Annotated in this window: 14 protein-coding genes; 3 read left to right on the forward strand and 11 right to left on the reverse strand. The window is 35.9% G+C overall.

The window, feature by feature from the left end; all coding sequences use genetic code 11:
* Positions 1-11: 11 nt before the first annotated feature.
* The gene (locus J3U09_RS10600) at positions 12-1,052 is read right to left on the reverse strand and encodes a tagatose 1,6-diphosphate aldolase (RefSeq protein WP_267358166.1); all 1,041 of its coding nucleotides are present in this window, start codon (positions 1,050-1,052) and stop codon (positions 12-14) included.
* 183 nt (positions 1,053-1,235) lie between these two features.
* On the opposite strand from J3U09_RS10600, the gene J3U09_RS10605 reads away from it, so the two are divergent.
* Positions 1,236-2,555: an MFS transporter gene (locus tag J3U09_RS10605; protein WP_267358167.1), complete on the forward strand. Its 1,320-nt coding sequence runs from the start codon at positions 1,236-1,238 to the stop codon at positions 2,553-2,555.
* Between the two features lie 62 nt (positions 2,556-2,617).
* Here J3U09_RS10605 and J3U09_RS10610 read toward each other — a convergent pair whose 3' ends face one another.
* Genes J3U09_RS10610 through J3U09_RS10635 form a run of 6 tightly spaced genes read right to left on the reverse strand, consistent with a single transcriptional unit; the run spans position 2,618 to position 9,358 of the window.
* Entirely contained in the window at positions 2,618-3,421 is an 804-nt protein-coding gene (locus J3U09_RS10610) for a pyrroline-5-carboxylate reductase family protein (RefSeq protein WP_065562032.1), read from the reverse strand.
* Positions 3,422-3,436: 15 nt separating this feature from the next.
* A complete protein-coding gene (locus tag J3U09_RS10615) occupies positions 3,437-4,288 on the reverse strand; it encodes a VOC family protein (RefSeq protein ID WP_267358168.1) in 852 nt (283 codons plus the stop codon).
* A gap of 12 nt (positions 4,289-4,300) precedes the next feature.
* The gene (locus J3U09_RS10620) at positions 4,301-5,941 is read right to left on the reverse strand and encodes an ABC transporter ATP-binding protein (RefSeq protein WP_065562034.1); all 1,641 of its coding nucleotides are present in this window, start codon (positions 5,939-5,941) and stop codon (positions 4,301-4,303) included.
* Positions 5,938-6,768, reverse strand: a complete 831-nt coding sequence (locus J3U09_RS10625) for an ABC transporter permease (RefSeq protein WP_065562035.1) — start codon at positions 6,766-6,768, stop codon at positions 5,938-5,940. Before J3U09_RS10625 ends, J3U09_RS10620 begins: the two co-directional genes overlap by 4 nt.
* Positions 6,769-6,770: 2 nt before the next feature.
* A complete protein-coding gene (locus tag J3U09_RS10630) occupies positions 6,771-7,751 on the reverse strand; it encodes an ABC transporter permease (RefSeq protein WP_267358169.1) in 981 nt (326 codons plus the stop codon).
* Between the two features lie 11 nt (positions 7,752-7,762).
* Positions 7,763-9,358 (reverse strand): ABC transporter substrate-binding protein, encoded by a 1,596-nt coding sequence (locus tag J3U09_RS10635; protein ID WP_065562037.1) that lies wholly within the window; start codon positions 9,356-9,358, stop codon positions 7,763-7,765.
* A gap of 330 nt (positions 9,359-9,688) precedes the next feature.
* On the opposite strand from J3U09_RS10635, the gene adhP reads away from it, so the two are divergent.
* Together adhP and J3U09_RS10645 are read left to right on the forward strand one after the other, a co-directional pair.
* Positions 9,689-10,720: an alcohol dehydrogenase AdhP gene (gene adhP, locus J3U09_RS10640; RefSeq protein WP_065562038.1), complete on the forward strand. Its 1,032-nt coding sequence runs from the start codon at positions 9,689-9,691 to the stop codon at positions 10,718-10,720.
* Positions 10,721-10,902: 182 nt separating this feature from the next.
* Positions 10,903-12,348 (forward strand): APC family permease, encoded by a 1,446-nt coding sequence (locus tag J3U09_RS10645; protein WP_065562039.1) that lies wholly within the window; start codon positions 10,903-10,905, stop codon positions 12,346-12,348.
* Between the two features lie 60 nt (positions 12,349-12,408).
* Here J3U09_RS10645 and rimL read toward each other — a convergent pair whose 3' ends face one another.
* The 4 genes from rimL to J3U09_RS10665 form a co-directional block, all read right to left on the reverse strand.
* Positions 12,409-12,960 (reverse strand): 50S ribosomal protein L7/L12-serine acetyltransferase, encoded by a 552-nt coding sequence (rimL, locus tag J3U09_RS10650; protein ID WP_065562040.1) that lies wholly within the window; start codon positions 12,958-12,960, stop codon positions 12,409-12,411.
* A gap of 105 nt (positions 12,961-13,065) precedes the next feature.
* Positions 13,066-14,430 (reverse strand): PTS ascorbate transporter subunit IIC, encoded by a 1,365-nt coding sequence (locus J3U09_RS10655; RefSeq protein WP_065562041.1) that lies wholly within the window; start codon positions 14,428-14,430, stop codon positions 13,066-13,068.
* 20 nt (positions 14,431-14,450) lie between these two features.
* Positions 14,451-14,723 (reverse strand): PTS sugar transporter subunit IIB, encoded by a 273-nt coding sequence (locus J3U09_RS10660; protein WP_065562042.1) that lies wholly within the window; start codon positions 14,721-14,723, stop codon positions 14,451-14,453.
* A gap of 30 nt (positions 14,724-14,753) precedes the next feature.
* The gene (locus J3U09_RS10665) at positions 14,754-15,197 is read right to left on the reverse strand and encodes a PTS sugar transporter subunit IIA (protein WP_065735058.1); all 444 of its coding nucleotides are present in this window, start codon (positions 15,195-15,197) and stop codon (positions 14,754-14,756) included.
* Between the last annotated feature and the right edge of the window lie 214 nt (positions 15,198-15,411).

Consider the following 15,411-nt stretch of genomic DNA (forward strand, 5'->3'; position numbering starts at 1 on the left):
AAAATAATCAATTAATTGCTTAATACAGGATCAATAATTTCAATCTTGTCTTTACCACCATAAACATCATACCAAGGTGTTGCGTATTGTTTTAAGATTTTGTTAAGGTGCTCAACATTTTCACGACCAGTTGTATCTAGCCAACGTTTTAAGCCATCTTTACCGCCGTTAGCATATGCTGCTACGCCTTCAAACCAAGTTGCACGACCGCCTAAAATACCACTGTATTTAGCGCCATGTTCGCCAGCAAAAATAAGCTCTTCATGGAAAGTTTTGGTTGGTACACCAGCACTTAAGTAGATAAATGGGCGTGTAGCAGCGTCACTTGCTTGTTTAAAATATTCAGCCGCTTGTTTTTGGGTATATACCACAGGATTATTGTCGTTAAATCCTTCAACATTTTTAAATAGAACTGGCACTTCTACTTTTAAGATATCGATGTAATAGTGATCTTTAGTAAACTCCTCAATAGTTTTGATCACTTTTTGAGGTTTGATTTTTGCAAATTCAGGGCTTTTATCATCAGTCACCACATTATCATAGACAATTGGTTCGACAAATACCGGAATATCAGCGGCTCTCGCTTCATTGCCTAAACGTTCTAAAAAGGCATGTTTTTTATCTAAGATATCTTGAGGATCATCCGGATTATAATAAACAAGGACTTTTGCTGCATCAGCACCTTTTTTCAATAAACGTTGCAGTGAATCTTCAGGCAAAATATCGGGTAAACGACCAGGAGTATTGGCATCATAACCAGTTTTTTCATAAGACATGATTAAGCCAGCATTTTTATTTTTTGCCGCCATACCTTTGAAACCAAGTTCTTCATCAAGCAAAATGGCACTAACATATTTGGTTAATTCCTGAGAAACAAGCTCTTTAAATTCATAAACCATGTCAATGTGATAACGCTCTTGACCAACGGCATTTTGCATCATTTTTACCATTGAACCACGCTGATCGATTGCTAATGCTGCAATTACGCCATCTTGGTTAGATAATTGTTGCATACGGTTGAATTTTCCACGAGAAATGCGTTTTGTTGCCATTTTAGAACTCTCCATTTGTTAAGATTTTGTTATTGTAGGTATTTGTATGGCTAACTATTAATCATTTAGTGCTAGTTTTGATTTTTGTTTGCTTTTAGATATTTTCTTTTAAATAACAGTTAGTTCTTGTATAGTAGTACAATTTAATAGACTTATTGTAAACAATTATTTACAAGGATGATTATGCCAAATTCTGCAATTTCCAAAAATGTGAGAACATTAAATAATCAGGATTATAAAACCTTAGCGCTTTCCGCGTTAGGTGGCGCATTAGAGTTTTATGATTTTATTATTTTTGTCTTTTTTTCAATAACGATTAGCCATTTATTTTTTCCGACTAATATGCCTACATGGTTAAGTCAAGTTCAGACTTTTGGCATTTTTGCTGCCGGGTATTTGATTCGCCCTTTTGGTGGTATTGTGATGGCTCATTTTGGTGATATATTTGGCCGCAAAAGAATGTTTACACTTAGCATCCTATTAATGGCTTTACCAACATTATTTATTGGCTGTCTACCAACTTATGCCAATATCGGTATTTTTGCGCCATTATTACTGTTAATGATGCGATTATGCCAAGGACTTGCCGTTGGTGGTGAAGTTCCTGGAGCATGGACATTTGTTGCCGAACATGTTCCTAAAAATAAAATAGGTCTAGCGTGTGGTATTTTAACTAGTGGATTAAGTTTAGGTATCCTGCTTGGTTCACTGGTATCGACAATAATGAGTAAAAGTATCTCGGTAGAACAAATGAATGAGTGGGGATGGCGAATTCCATTTATTATCGGCGGTATTTTCGGTTTAATCGCTATGTATCTACGTCGTTGGCTAAAAGAAACGCCGATTTTTCTTGAAATTCAAAAGCGTAAAAATCAAGAATTATCAAGAAAGTTGCCAGTAATTACTGTGATTACCCAATATTTACCCCAAACAATTTTATCGATGCTACTTACTTGGGTGTTGTCAGCGGGTATTATGGTGATAATGTTAATGACGCCAATTTTGTTACAAAAGCAATTTGGTTATTCAGCAATTGAAGCTTTGCAAGGGAATATATTGGCTATCATCGGACTGATTATCAGTTGTACGTTTTACGGTATGATGATGGATATGTTTTCGATGGGCAAAGTACTTGTTGTTGGTTGTATCGTGGCTGCTATCATGATTGCTATATTTTATCTATCACTAGATAATCCGAATCTTCTATTTATCACTTATTCATTAGCAGGTTTTAGTGTTGGAATTGTCGGTTCTTTTGCTTATTTTATGGTTAAAGTGTTTCCAACTCAGGTGCGTTATAGCGGTGTGTCGTTCTCATTTAATATGGCTTATGCCATAGCTGGTGGCTTAACGCCATTACTAATCTCATTTTTTAGTGATTTTGTGAGTAAAATGGCGCCCGCTATTTATGTTGTTGGATTATTTGTGTTAGGTGCATTGATTGGGCTATTTTTATTAATCAATAATAATAGCCAAAAATATATAGCAAAAGATATCTCTTAACATTTAATAGATAATAAAAAAAAGTTGAGGAGCGGGGTTTTTAAGTTCCTCAACAGTTATATTTAGCTTATTTTACTGCTTTTTCCCAGCTCAATAGTTCGAATGACTCCAGCTTTCACGCTTCGTTGTAACCCTGCTGCAAAATCACTATTATTTAGTTCATACAAACTATGTATTCCAACTCCAGCTGGCGAGTTATTAATATCAAGCAATTGTCTTGGATGTTTTTGACTTAATTGAAGCATTGAGGCTGCGCCGTGTAAATTTTCGATCGCAATACGTTTGGCCATATCTCGGGGCAATCCAACTAAAACTCCAGCATCAACTAACGATTCATAAAAATAATAAATATAATTCGGTCCTGCAACAGCATAGCCAGTAAAAATATCAAGCAGTGATTCGTCAATATATTCAAGTTTACCAAAACTTTTGAAGAATTGGGTGACGGACTTTTGTTTTGCAACAGCCTGATCATTCTCGTCGGTAGCAATACCTGAATAACCAAAACCTGTATCGGTAAGTGTATTTGGAATCGTTCTAATAACAGGAAGATCAACTTTTAAGGATTGTTTTATTTGGGCAATTGTTACTCCAGCAATGATTGAAATGATAACAGTCTCTTTAACATCCAATTGTTGAACTATCTTACTCCATGCATCTTGAGGTCTAACACCCAATACAATAATATCTGCATTGACGATTTTGTCAGTTGGGGTAACGCCATAAGTTGAATGTAAATAGTCTAAGCGAGATTTAACAATATCGTTCACTAATATATTTTGGGGTTCATATGTTTTATTTTTTATCAAAGCGCTAATAATCGCTTCAGACATATGGCCACTACCTATAAATAAAATTTTACTCATACTCATAGTTCCTATTTATAATTGGCTAAAAATCATAACTACACCATATGTTTCACTGGCAGGTACGATAATCGTATCATTTTGTAAATTGTATTTAATTTTTCCTTTTTCTAGTGCTTGTTGGGTTTGCGCTAATGATTTTGTTGTGAAGCCTAAAGCAACTTTACGATCTTGGTCGTTATTCGCTTTACTTACTGACGAGCCAAAAAGATGCTGTATTGCACTTGGTGTAAGGTAATCAATAAATTTATCTTCAGCTTTTAGACGTACGCCTCCGTCAATTTCGATAATTTTTGCTGAAGGGAAAGTTTTTTCAAGCAATTTAATTGAGGAGCGGGGTTTTTGAGCTTCAATAATGACTTGATTAATATTTATTACACCATTTGGGTGCGTTTGCCACTCTTTACGCCAAACGAGTTCCGGGGTCAGTTGGTCGCAAAAAAAGATCTGTCCATTTGGAGTATAGGAAGGGTCTAATCTGACGGTTTTAAAACGCGCTTCAGGTTTAGTGCCATCATTTAATTCGACAGGTCTAAAAAAGGATTTAGGGCCGTCACCCTCAACTTTTATACTTTGGCTAACAAGTTGTTGATAAAGTTTGTTGGCATCTTTGGTTTTGAAAACTAATCCAGTTAGCCCGTCAGCAAAACACCAACTTTTATCTACTTTACCCGCATTTTGAGGTTCAAAACCTAAAAGCTCAAGATATGTGGTCGTAAATATCGCTAAATTGTTACTTGTTCCTAGTGAATGGTGGCCCCTTGGGGTTGTTGTGAATCCCAGTTTTTGATATTGAGAATTTGCTTGATCGAGCTGATCTGATACGGTGATTACAACATGATCAATTTGTGGACTAAGTGTTGTCATTATATTCACTCCTTAAATATGAATAGCGGGAGACATATCAATTAATCGATGTGGATTCCATCCTTTACCAGAAACCGCATCAAGTAGATCTTTGGTATAAGATGCTGTCGGATTTAGAAAGACTTGTGATGCGATACCTTGCTCGACGATGTTTCCTGATTTCATTACAATAATATGATCACAAATTTGTGCAGCAACTCGCAGGTCATGGGTGATAAATAGAACCGTTAAATCCAGCTTTTTTTGTAATTGCGTTAATAGTTCAAGAACTTGTGCCTGAACTGAAACATCAAGCGCCGATACCGGTTCATCAGCAATCAATATTTTCGGCTCTAATGCTAATGCTCGAGCAAGGCCTATTCGTTGCCTTTGTCCTCCTGAAAATTCATGAGGATAACGGTTTAATGCCTCGCTTTCCAATCCCACCATGTTGAATAACGCTTTTGCTCTTTTGATGGCTTCGTGTTTGTTTGTTCCGTGAAGTATTGGTCCAATCGTAACTTGATCGCCGACTTTTCGACGTGGATTTAATGACGCATAGGGATCTTGAAAGACCATCTGAATATGGCGTGAATATTGTTTAAGTTTTTTCCCTTTTAAATTGGCAATATCTACATCTTCAAAGTTGATTTGACCGCTGTCTATTTCTAATAATTTAATAATGCATCTGGCTAACGTTGATTTACCTGAGCCGCTTTCTCCCACAACGCCTAAAGTACTACCTTTATGTAACTTAAAGCTAACATTATTAACCGCATAGGTTATACGTCGGTTTTGCTTAAAAAAGCTATGATTGTGATACGTTTTTGATAGGTTGTTCACTTCAAGAATAATCTCTTTATTAATACGTCGAACATCCCCAGGAGTAAGGGGAGGGACAGCGGCTATTAACGCTTGTGTATAAGGATGTGTTGGTGAATTTAATACGTCACTCGCTAAGCCTTGCTCAACGAGTTGTCCTTTCTGCATAACCGCAATACGAGTTGCAATATCAGCAACTACACCAAAATCATGAGTAATGAATAATACTGCGGTACCTTTGCGTGATTGTAGTTCGCGAATCAATTCTAATATGCATGCTTGAGTTGTGACATCTAAAGCTGTTGTTGGTTCATCAGCAATCAAAATAGCGGGTTCTAATGCTAATGCCATAGCAATCATGGCACGTTGACGCTGGCCACCAGAAAGTTGATGTGGATAAGCTTTAGCAACAGACTGCGGATTGGGCATTTGCACATCCGTTAATAATTGGATAACTTTTTGGTTTATCTCTTGTTTAGTTAACTTAGTGTGGATAGTGAACATTTCACTAATTTGATTAGCGATGGTTTTTAATGGATTTAGCGCAGTCATCGGGTCTTGGAAAACCATACCAATATGCGCACCACGAATTTTACGCATTTGTTCATCATGGTAAGTGAGTAAGTTGTTTCCGTCGAAATCAATCTCACCTTGAGAAGCAATAATACCGTCAGGTAATAATCCCATGATTGCATTGGATAATAAAGATTTACCCGAACCACTTTCACCAACAATACATAGGATTTCGTTAGCATAAAGATCGAGTGACACATCATTAACCGCATATTTTCGATCCGAACCATGAGGCAAATCTAGGGTTAAATTTTTAATTGATAGTCTTTTTTGATTCATCGTTTTTTTAACCTTGGATTGAGTGCATCATTTATTCCTTGTCCAACTAATGATGCAGATAAAACGGTTAGCAATATTGCAATGCCAGGAATAGCTGAAACATACCATTGTTGACGTAATACTAGTCGTCCATTACCGACTAGATTTCCCCATGATGAGATATTGGGATCGGAAAGGCTTAAAAAGGCTAGCGCACTTTCCATTAATATCGCGGTTGATAAAATAACACTGGCATACATAATTACTGGCGGTAATGCGTTTGGTAAAATCTCTTTAAACATGAGTCTAGTTGAGCTCATGCCTATGGTTTTTCCCGCCTGCACAAATTCACGATTGCGTAATGATAAAAATTCTGCTCGAGTTAACCTTGCAACGGGTGGCCAAGAAACAACACCAATTGCAATCACCACAATATTGATTGTTGAACCAAATACCGCAACAGCAACGAGTAATAGTAAAAAGTTAGGTAAAATCTGGAATGCTTCTGTAAGGCGCATCAGTATGTCGTCAACCCATCTTCCGTAGAATCCTGAGATGGCACCAATAACCACACCAATCATAATTGCTATGAATGTTGAGATAAGTCCGATAATCAGTGATACTTTTGCACCATGAAAAAGCTGGGCAGCGATATTTCTTCCTGCCTGATCTGTTCCAAGAATAAATTTAGGATTTGTAAAAGGCCATTGTAAGGGGCGGCCAGCTAAGCGAAGCGGATTGCCAGGAAAAAACCAATCTGCGCTTAATGCAATTATGATAATTAATAACAGTAAAATTGTACCAATTCTAGCAATTGGGCTACGGAAATAGTCTTTTAATATCGCCATCATTAATGTCCTGTAATGCGTGGATCGAGCTTTGCGTAAAGCATATCGACAATAAAATTAATAATGATAACGAGTATTGCTGAAACAAATACTACGCCAAGTAAAGTGTTTAGATCTCTTTGTACTACAGAATCATAGGCAAGTCGTCCTAATCCAGGAATGGCAAAAATGGTTTCAATAACCACCGAACCGCCTAACATGGTGCCAGCTTGTAGACCGATTAGCGTTATCATTGGTAACATGGCGTTACGTAGTATGTGATTAACCAGTATTTGGCGGCGACTTAATCCTTTCGCTTTAGCTGTTTTAACAAAGTCTAAGGTCGATACTTCAAGTAATGAAGCGCGCATAATGCGTAAATAGATTGCCAGATAAACTAAAGCTAGGGTGGTAGTTGGTAAAATTAAATACCATGCAATATCGAGAATTGCATAAATGCCTGTTAGTGATTCTCCGATACTGCCAAATCCGCTAGGTGGTAGCCAATTTAAGTAGATTGAGAAAAAGACAATACCCATCAGCGCTAACCAAAAAGATGGTGTGGAATAAAATATTAATCCCAATATTGAAATTAATGTATCTTGCCAGCGGTTCACTTTTTGAGCAGATAAAATGCCAAGGATTGTTCCGAAGGTAAACGCTAAGAACATTGCACAAACCATCAATAGTAATGTAGCCGGTAAACGTTCTAAGATCATATGGCTAACTGGCTTATTATATATTGCAGATTGCCCCAAATCTAAATGAACTAATCGCCATAAATAGTTGATTAATCTTGAACTTGTTGATTGGTCAAGTTCATATTGATGACGCATTTCATCAATCACACTTGACTCGGCACCACCAATTTGAGCAAGTAAAGCATCCACTGTATCGCCAGGCGCCAATTGTAATAATAAAAATAGCGCAATTAGTATGATAACCAGTGCTGGAATCGTGGTTAATAATCGTCTAAGTGCTAAAGTCAGTATATGCGTCATCATTTCACCTTAACTTAGTGTTCTATCCATACATCAAACCAACTACTTGATGGCCAACGTGCTGTATTATGATGATTGTGTACTTTGTTATTAATCACTGAGATGAATTCACGTTCTGTTGCGAACCAGAGTGGTAGTTCAGTATTCACGACATCAACTAGTTGACCATAAAGTGCTTTACGTTTGACTGGATCTATTTCAGTTGCGGCACTATCGATTAATTGGTCGACAGCATCTGATTTCCAGCCATATTGATTTGTCCAAGGTGCTCCTTCAGGACTGCCAGAACGTAACCAAACAGTTGTCGAAACTGCTGGATCGCCTCTATATTGGTGCCACCCTGTTGCAATATCAAAATCGTGGAGTTTATAAACGGCATTTAAAGCGCCAGCAGTGTCGAGATTAACGATAACCACATTAATGCCGACTTCAGCTAAAGATTGTTGGATAAATGTTGCAAAAAGTGGAACATCTTCACCATTATTAATATGGACTAATTTTAAGGTAAAACGAGTGCCGTCAGCTTTTCGTGGATAACCTGCTTCATCTAATAATTGTTCAGCTTTTTCTCTATCAAAAGGGTAAACAATTTTACTGTCTTTAGGGTAAAAAACGTTTGATGATGGAATAATACCTGTTGCAGGCTTACCAAATCCGTATAAAAAGTCATCGATGAAGAAAGGAATATCGAGTGATTGAACAATTGCTTTGCGAACATTTAGGTTAGCAATGATCGGATTGCGGAAGTTAAATTCTAAAGTATTATTGAAAATATTTGCTTGAGAACCTTTTGTTAAAACCTCGAATTTTGAGTTTTGTTTGAATCGATTAATATCAGCAAGGCTTAATTTTGAGTATGCACTTAAATCAATTTGTCCACTTTCAAGTGCAGCTGATGCTGAAGAGTTATCGTTAATAATGCGCCAGATTATTTTATCTAAATAAGGATATCCTTTTCGCCAATAATCAGCATTGCGTTCAACAATAATATGTTGTCCTCGTTGATATTCAACGAACTTGAATGGTCCAGTCCCTACGGGTGCTGTGTTATAAGGATTATTTAATACATCGGTGCCTTCGTACAAATGTTTGGGAACAACATAGCCAAGATCAACTAAAGCTCTTAATAGTAAATCTAATGGCATTGGACGAGAATAATTGAATACTACTGTATGGTCATCAGGTGTATCAACAGAAGTTAAATTAAGTTGTAATGCAGTTGAGAAATTTAATCTTTTTTTCCAAAATTCTAATGCGTTATATTTTACATCTTGTGATGTAAAGGGTTTACCATCGTGCCATTTGACACCTTCGCGTAATTTGAATGTTATTGTTTTTCCATCCGGTGAGGAAGTCCACGATGTAGCAAGAACAGGAACAATTTGGCCATCTGCATCGAGATCGACTAATGATTCAACTACTTTTCCTGATACTTCATATACCCCCGTTGAAGCGCGTAAAGCAGGGTTGAGAACTCTTTGTTCTCCAGAATAATGGACAACTAGTGTTCCACCTCGTTGTGGTGTTTTTTCATCCGCCATCGAATAACATGGCAACAAAATTGAGAGTAGTCCTATAATAAATGTTTGTTTGATATTAAATAATTTCATGCATGCTCCTTGTTGTCACCATATTTTCGGTATTTATAACTATGAAAATTTTTAGGATTTAACTATAAAAATTTTTAGTAAAGATGAGAAATGCCGATATCGCATATTTATATTACTTTTAGTTATATATTTACTCGCGAGGGTAACCTGTAGAATTTTTATTATCATCATTATTTTTAGATGTTTAGTGTAAATATCGCTAATCGATATAACATTAAAAATAATTCTCATTTTTATTGATATTTGTGAAATAGCGCATATTTTTTTTTAATAAATAGTCTAAAATACAACCAATTTGGTTTTGAATTTTTAAATATTTAGGAGAAAGAAATGAAAGCAGCTGTAATTAGACAAGAGTGCGATGGTCAAGTTGAGATTAAAGATATCCCTGTACGCCCTTTAGAAGCGGGGGAAGCTTTAGTTGAGGTTGAATATTGTGGACTTTGTCATACCGATCTTCATGTTGCAGCTGGAGATTTCGGTAAAAAACCTGGTCGTGTAATTGGTCATGAAGGTGTCGGTATCGTGACTAAAATTGCGCCTGATGTAAAAAGCTTGAAAGTTGGTGATCGTGTCAGTATTGCATGGTTCCATGCAGGTTGTGGTACTTGTGAATATTGTATTTCCGGTAACGAAACATTTTGCCGTAGTGCATTAAATTCTGGTTATACTGTTGATGGCGGTATGGCTGAGCAATGTATTGTTAAAGCTGATTATGCGGTAAAAGTCCCTGATGGATTAGATCCAGCTCAAGCAACAAGTGTAACTTGTGCGGGGGTTACCACTTATAAAGGAATTAAGGTAGCTGATACTAAACCAGGTCAATGGCTCGCAGTATTTGGAATTGGTGGTCTTGGAACGTTGGCTATTGAATATGGTAAGAATGTTTTTAATAACAAAGTTGTTGCTATTAGTAACAGTGATAGCCAGTTAGAATTGTGCAAAAAACTTGGTGCTGATTTAGTTATTAATCCTAAAAAGGTGGAAGATGTTGGTGCCTATATTAAAGAGCATACAGGTGGTGGTGTTCATGGTGCAGTTGTGACTTCAGTTACTAAAACTGCATTTAATCAGGCTATAGGTTCTGTTCGTCCATTAGGTCGTGTTGTTGCATTAGGTCTCCCTTCTGAAACAATGGATTTAAGTATTCCTAAGACAGTTTTAGATGGCATTCAAGTTTTAGGTTCACTAGTTGGTACCCGTGAAGATTTAGCCGAAGCATTTCGTTTTAGCGCTGAAGGTAAAGTTGTGCCAATAGTTGAAAAACGCCCATTTGAAGATATCAATAATATGATTGATGAAATGAAAGCGGGTAAAATTCGTGGTCGCATGGTTATCGATATGAAAATGAAGAAAAAATAATCATTATCATTGAATTGTTAAAAGTCAGCTTTATGCTGACTTTTTTATTCAACAGAATGTTAACTATTTTATAACTTGTATGACTTTTTTTAGATTAAGAATAATCTTTCTTGTGTTTTATAAATAAAACCCTATCATAAGCCAATTTTGCTTGCTTAATTGATAGATTTAAGGGGTTGTTTATGTCTGAGCACAATTTAGAGAATAATTTGCGGAAAGATTTGGGTTTACTTTCTGCACTATCACTAGTTGTTGGAATGGTTTTAGGGGCTGGTGCCTTTATGAAACCGCCAGCGGTACTAGAAGTAGCTGGGGATTATAATTTTGCATTGTTAGCTTGGATAATCGGTGGTGCTTTTTCTATTTGTGGTGGTTTAACACTCTGTGAATTGGGCGTTATGTTCCCGAAAACAGGTGGCATGTTGGTTTATTTAGAAAAGATTTATGGTGCGAAAGTTTCACATCTATATGGTTGGATGATAACCGTTTTATTCGCGCCATCATTAGTAGGCGCATTAGTAGGATATTTTAGCTCAGTTTGTTGTTTATTATTTGATATCAATGATTCTTATCGATTGGCAGTTAGTGCCGGGGTTTTGGGGTTCATTGCATGTATCAATTCAATAGGGGTTAAACAAGCAGGATATCTGCAAACAATCGCTACTTTTTGTAAACTTATTCCAATTTTGTTGTTAGCAATATTTGGATTATGGAAAGGTAATGGTCAAGTTGCATTATTTAGTTCAAGCGGTCAAGGGATTGAAACTACTGCGCCATTTGCAGTAGCAATATTGGCAACCTTGTTTGCTTATGATGGGTGGGCGCAAGTAGCGTCCGTTGCTGGTGAAATTCGTAATCCATCAAGAGTGTTACCCAAAGCCATTATTCTCGGCATTATATTTTTAGTAATAGTTTATGCATGTATTAATATTGCATTATTCAAAATATTTCCTGTAAAAGAAATGGTTACGCTTGGACATGATGCATCTGCGGTGGCTTCACAACGAATGTTTGGACATTTAGGTGGTAATTTAGTTGCAGTTGGCATTATGGTTTCAATTTTAGGCGGTATCAATGGTTATATCATGACGTTATCGCGAACTATGTTTAGTATGGCGGAACGAGGTACGATTATTGGAGCACGTTTTTTAAGTACTATTGATGAAGATAGCCGTTCTCCGGTTAATGCCATTATTGTTTTGGTCATTTTTTCATTTTTGTATTCAATATTACTAGATGCTGATCGGTTATCTGAGATTTCAATGTTTGCGATTTGGGTATTTTATCTACTTACTTTTGTTGGCGTGATTATTGCCAGAAAAAAATATGCTGACGTCGCTAGGCCTTATAAAGTTATCGGTTATCCTATTATTCCCATTGTGGCTATAAGCGGAGCAGCTTATGTTATTTATGGTATGTTGATTTATCAAACTGTAAACGGTATTGCTTCAATCTGTTTGACATTGATAGGCTTACCTTTGTACTACTATTATCACAGAAAAAATCATAATAAAGAGCTTTCACTTGGTGAAATGAAAAGATATCGTGTCAAAACACAATACGTTATTGCTTGTGGAACTTTAATCGTTATAACTGCATTAATTGTGTATGGTTATATCATCAATTGAAATATATTCCTTAATAAATACATTCAATAAACCGACTATTGTCGGTTTATTTTTTTAAACTTAGATATAACTTGAAATCAAGCTATAAATATTTTGATCATAATAGGTGCCATTAAGATATTCTGCTTGTTTAAGTGTTCCTTCATAATCAAAACCACAACGCTGAGCAACTTGGTTGCTTTTTAAATTAGCTACTGAGCATTTTATTACAAAGCGTTTAATAAATTTTTTTTCAGCATAATAATGTGTTAGTGCTTGGACGGCTTGCGTAATAAAGCCTTTTCCTTGTGCTTTGCTATCTAGCCAATAGCCTATATAAGCTGTTTTATTGCTTTTATCAATATGGTTAAAGGAAAGTAATCCAACTGGTATGTTATTATTTAAAATAACATAGGTTTTAGTTTCATCTCGTTGATGTTTATTAAAACAATCTGCTAAAAAGTTAGCCGTATCTGACTCGCATTTGACATAGTTTGGCCATGCCATAAATTGACTGAACAAAACACGATTTGAATCAATAATCTTATATAATGCATTGGCATAATGAGCCGTTGCCGTTTTTAGATAAATATCTTCAGTGACATAAATTCCATTTTGTTGGTTATCATCCATTTTTTATTCCTTTAAAAAACAACTATACAATGACTATTTTTATAAAATTGCCAGACTGATTAGTCTGGCAAAATAGATGGATTTTGATCAATACAATATTATCTATTAATCATTATGGATATCGCTTTTCGGTTTAGCTACATAGTTATACACAACTAATAAAGCGAAGATACCAACAATAATCATCATGATAACATCTTTATTAAACCATTTTGCCATATTACCAAGTAAAATGCCTACACCACAAAAATCGACATCAGAAAACGTTGTATTGGCAAAACCAAGTGATCCTAACACAGGTAATAATACCACAGGTAAGAATGTCACTAATAAACCATTAGCAAATGCGCCAAGCATTGCGCCTCGACGTCCCCCCATTGCATTACCAAATACACCAGCAGTTGCACCACAGAAGAAATGTGGAACCACGCCCGGTAAAATCAGTACGGCGTTAAGTTGACCTAGGACAAATAATCCGACTAATCCACCTAAAAAGCTGAATAAAAAGCCAATTAATACGGCATTAGGGGCATAAGGAAATACGACAGGACAATCTAAAGCTGGTTTGGCATTCGGGACTAATTTTTCTGAAAATCCTGTAAATGCAGGGACAATCTCGGCAAGAATTAAACGTACGCCTTGCAATATGATAAAGACACCCGCTGCAAAAGTAATCGCTTCAATGATGGCATAAACTAAATAATTATCACCATTGCTAAGATTGCTTTCAACATAATTTGAACCGGCAAATACAGCTAAAATAAGGTAGATAATCATCATGGTTAACGAGATTGAAATTGAACTGTCACGTAAGAAGCTTAAGTTTTTTGGCAAATTCATCTCTTCGGTTGAACGAGATCCTTTACCAACTGCCATTCCAAGCCAACCAGCTAAGACATAACCTAGCGTACCAAAGTGACCAAATGCGACATCGTCATTACCAGTAATTTTGCGCATTTGTGGTTGAGCTAAAGCGGGAAAAAACGCCATAATAAGCCCTAAAACTAATGCACCTGTAAAGACCAATTGCCAATCTTTAAACCCTGAGACAGTTAAAATAATACTAATCATACAAGCCATATAAAAAGTATGATGGCCAGTTAGAAAGATGTATTTTAAACGAGTAAATCGGGCAACGATAATATTTGCAATCATGCCAAACGCCATAATTAAAGCAGTTGCTGTGCCATACTCATTTAATGCCATTGAAACAATAGCTTCATTGTTGGGAACAATTCCTTGTAGTTTAAATGCTTGTTCAAACATTAAGCCTAAAGGGGTAATGGCACTGATAAGCACTGTTGCACCACCGCCTAATACCAAAAAGCCTAAAATAGTTTTAATGGTTCCTTTAACCGTATCGGCAAACGATTTACGTTGAGCCAATAATCCTACCATTGCGATTAAACCAACAAGTACCGCTGGAACTTTTAGGATATCAACAATAAATTTTACTATTTCCTGAATCATAGTAACACCTCAAAGTTTGCTTAGTTTTTGGCAAAATGTTCAACGAGTTTCTTTTCCAAATCGTTGATATCAATAATATTATTTAATACTACTAATTTTTCAGTTGGAATTCCTGAGCTGGTAGCGAGATCTTTTGTCATCACGAACAAATCAGCTTGATCAGGTGTTGCTGAAGCTAGATCAGCGTGAGTGACTTCTGCATCAATGTTTAATTTTTTGAGTACTTTTTTGATATTCATTTCAACCATAAAACTACTACCAAGGCCTGAGCCACAAACTGCCATAATTTTCATATTGTTTATCCTTTTATTTGTTTAATTTGATTAATAACGATTAATTACAGACAAAATTTCATCGCTGCTTTTTGCATTGAAAATTGTCTGAATATCTTTTGTTTCGGCGAATAATGTTGCTAATTGAGTTAATAACTCGATATGACTAGTACTGTCATTAGCGGCTAATAAAGTGATTAAATAAACTGGATCATTTTCTGCTGAATTGAAATTAACGCCTTTTTTTACAAGCAACATAGATAAACCTAGCTTATTTACCCCTTGTTCTGGACGAGCATGTGGCATTGCAATACCTGGAGCTAATACATAGTAAGGGCCAATTGATTCATGTAGTTGAAAAATAGCATCAATATAGTTAGAAGAAATTGAATGGTTATTTAATAAAGGTTCTGCACAAATTTTTATTGCCTCTTTCCAATCTTGTACAGAATCAATAGTTTTGACGGTTTGATAATTTAGCCATTGATTTAACATTTTACCTCCGAAATAGATCTCTATATGTTTCTATTGAAAATTAACATATTGTCTAACTATAAAAATTTAAAAAAGATAAAAATGTGATAGCGCTATCATTTTTGGTGCGTTTTTTTTCGATTATGTGATTTAGGTAGCATTTTTGATATATTGCTAAAAGCTAATTGTTTTAACGTAATGATATTATATTAATAAGTGCATTTTATCTAACAAA

Source organism: Gilliamella sp. B2889 (genome assembly GCF_026536885.1).
GTDB lineage: Bacteria > Pseudomonadota > Gammaproteobacteria > Enterobacterales > Orbaceae > Gilliamella > Gilliamella apicola_E.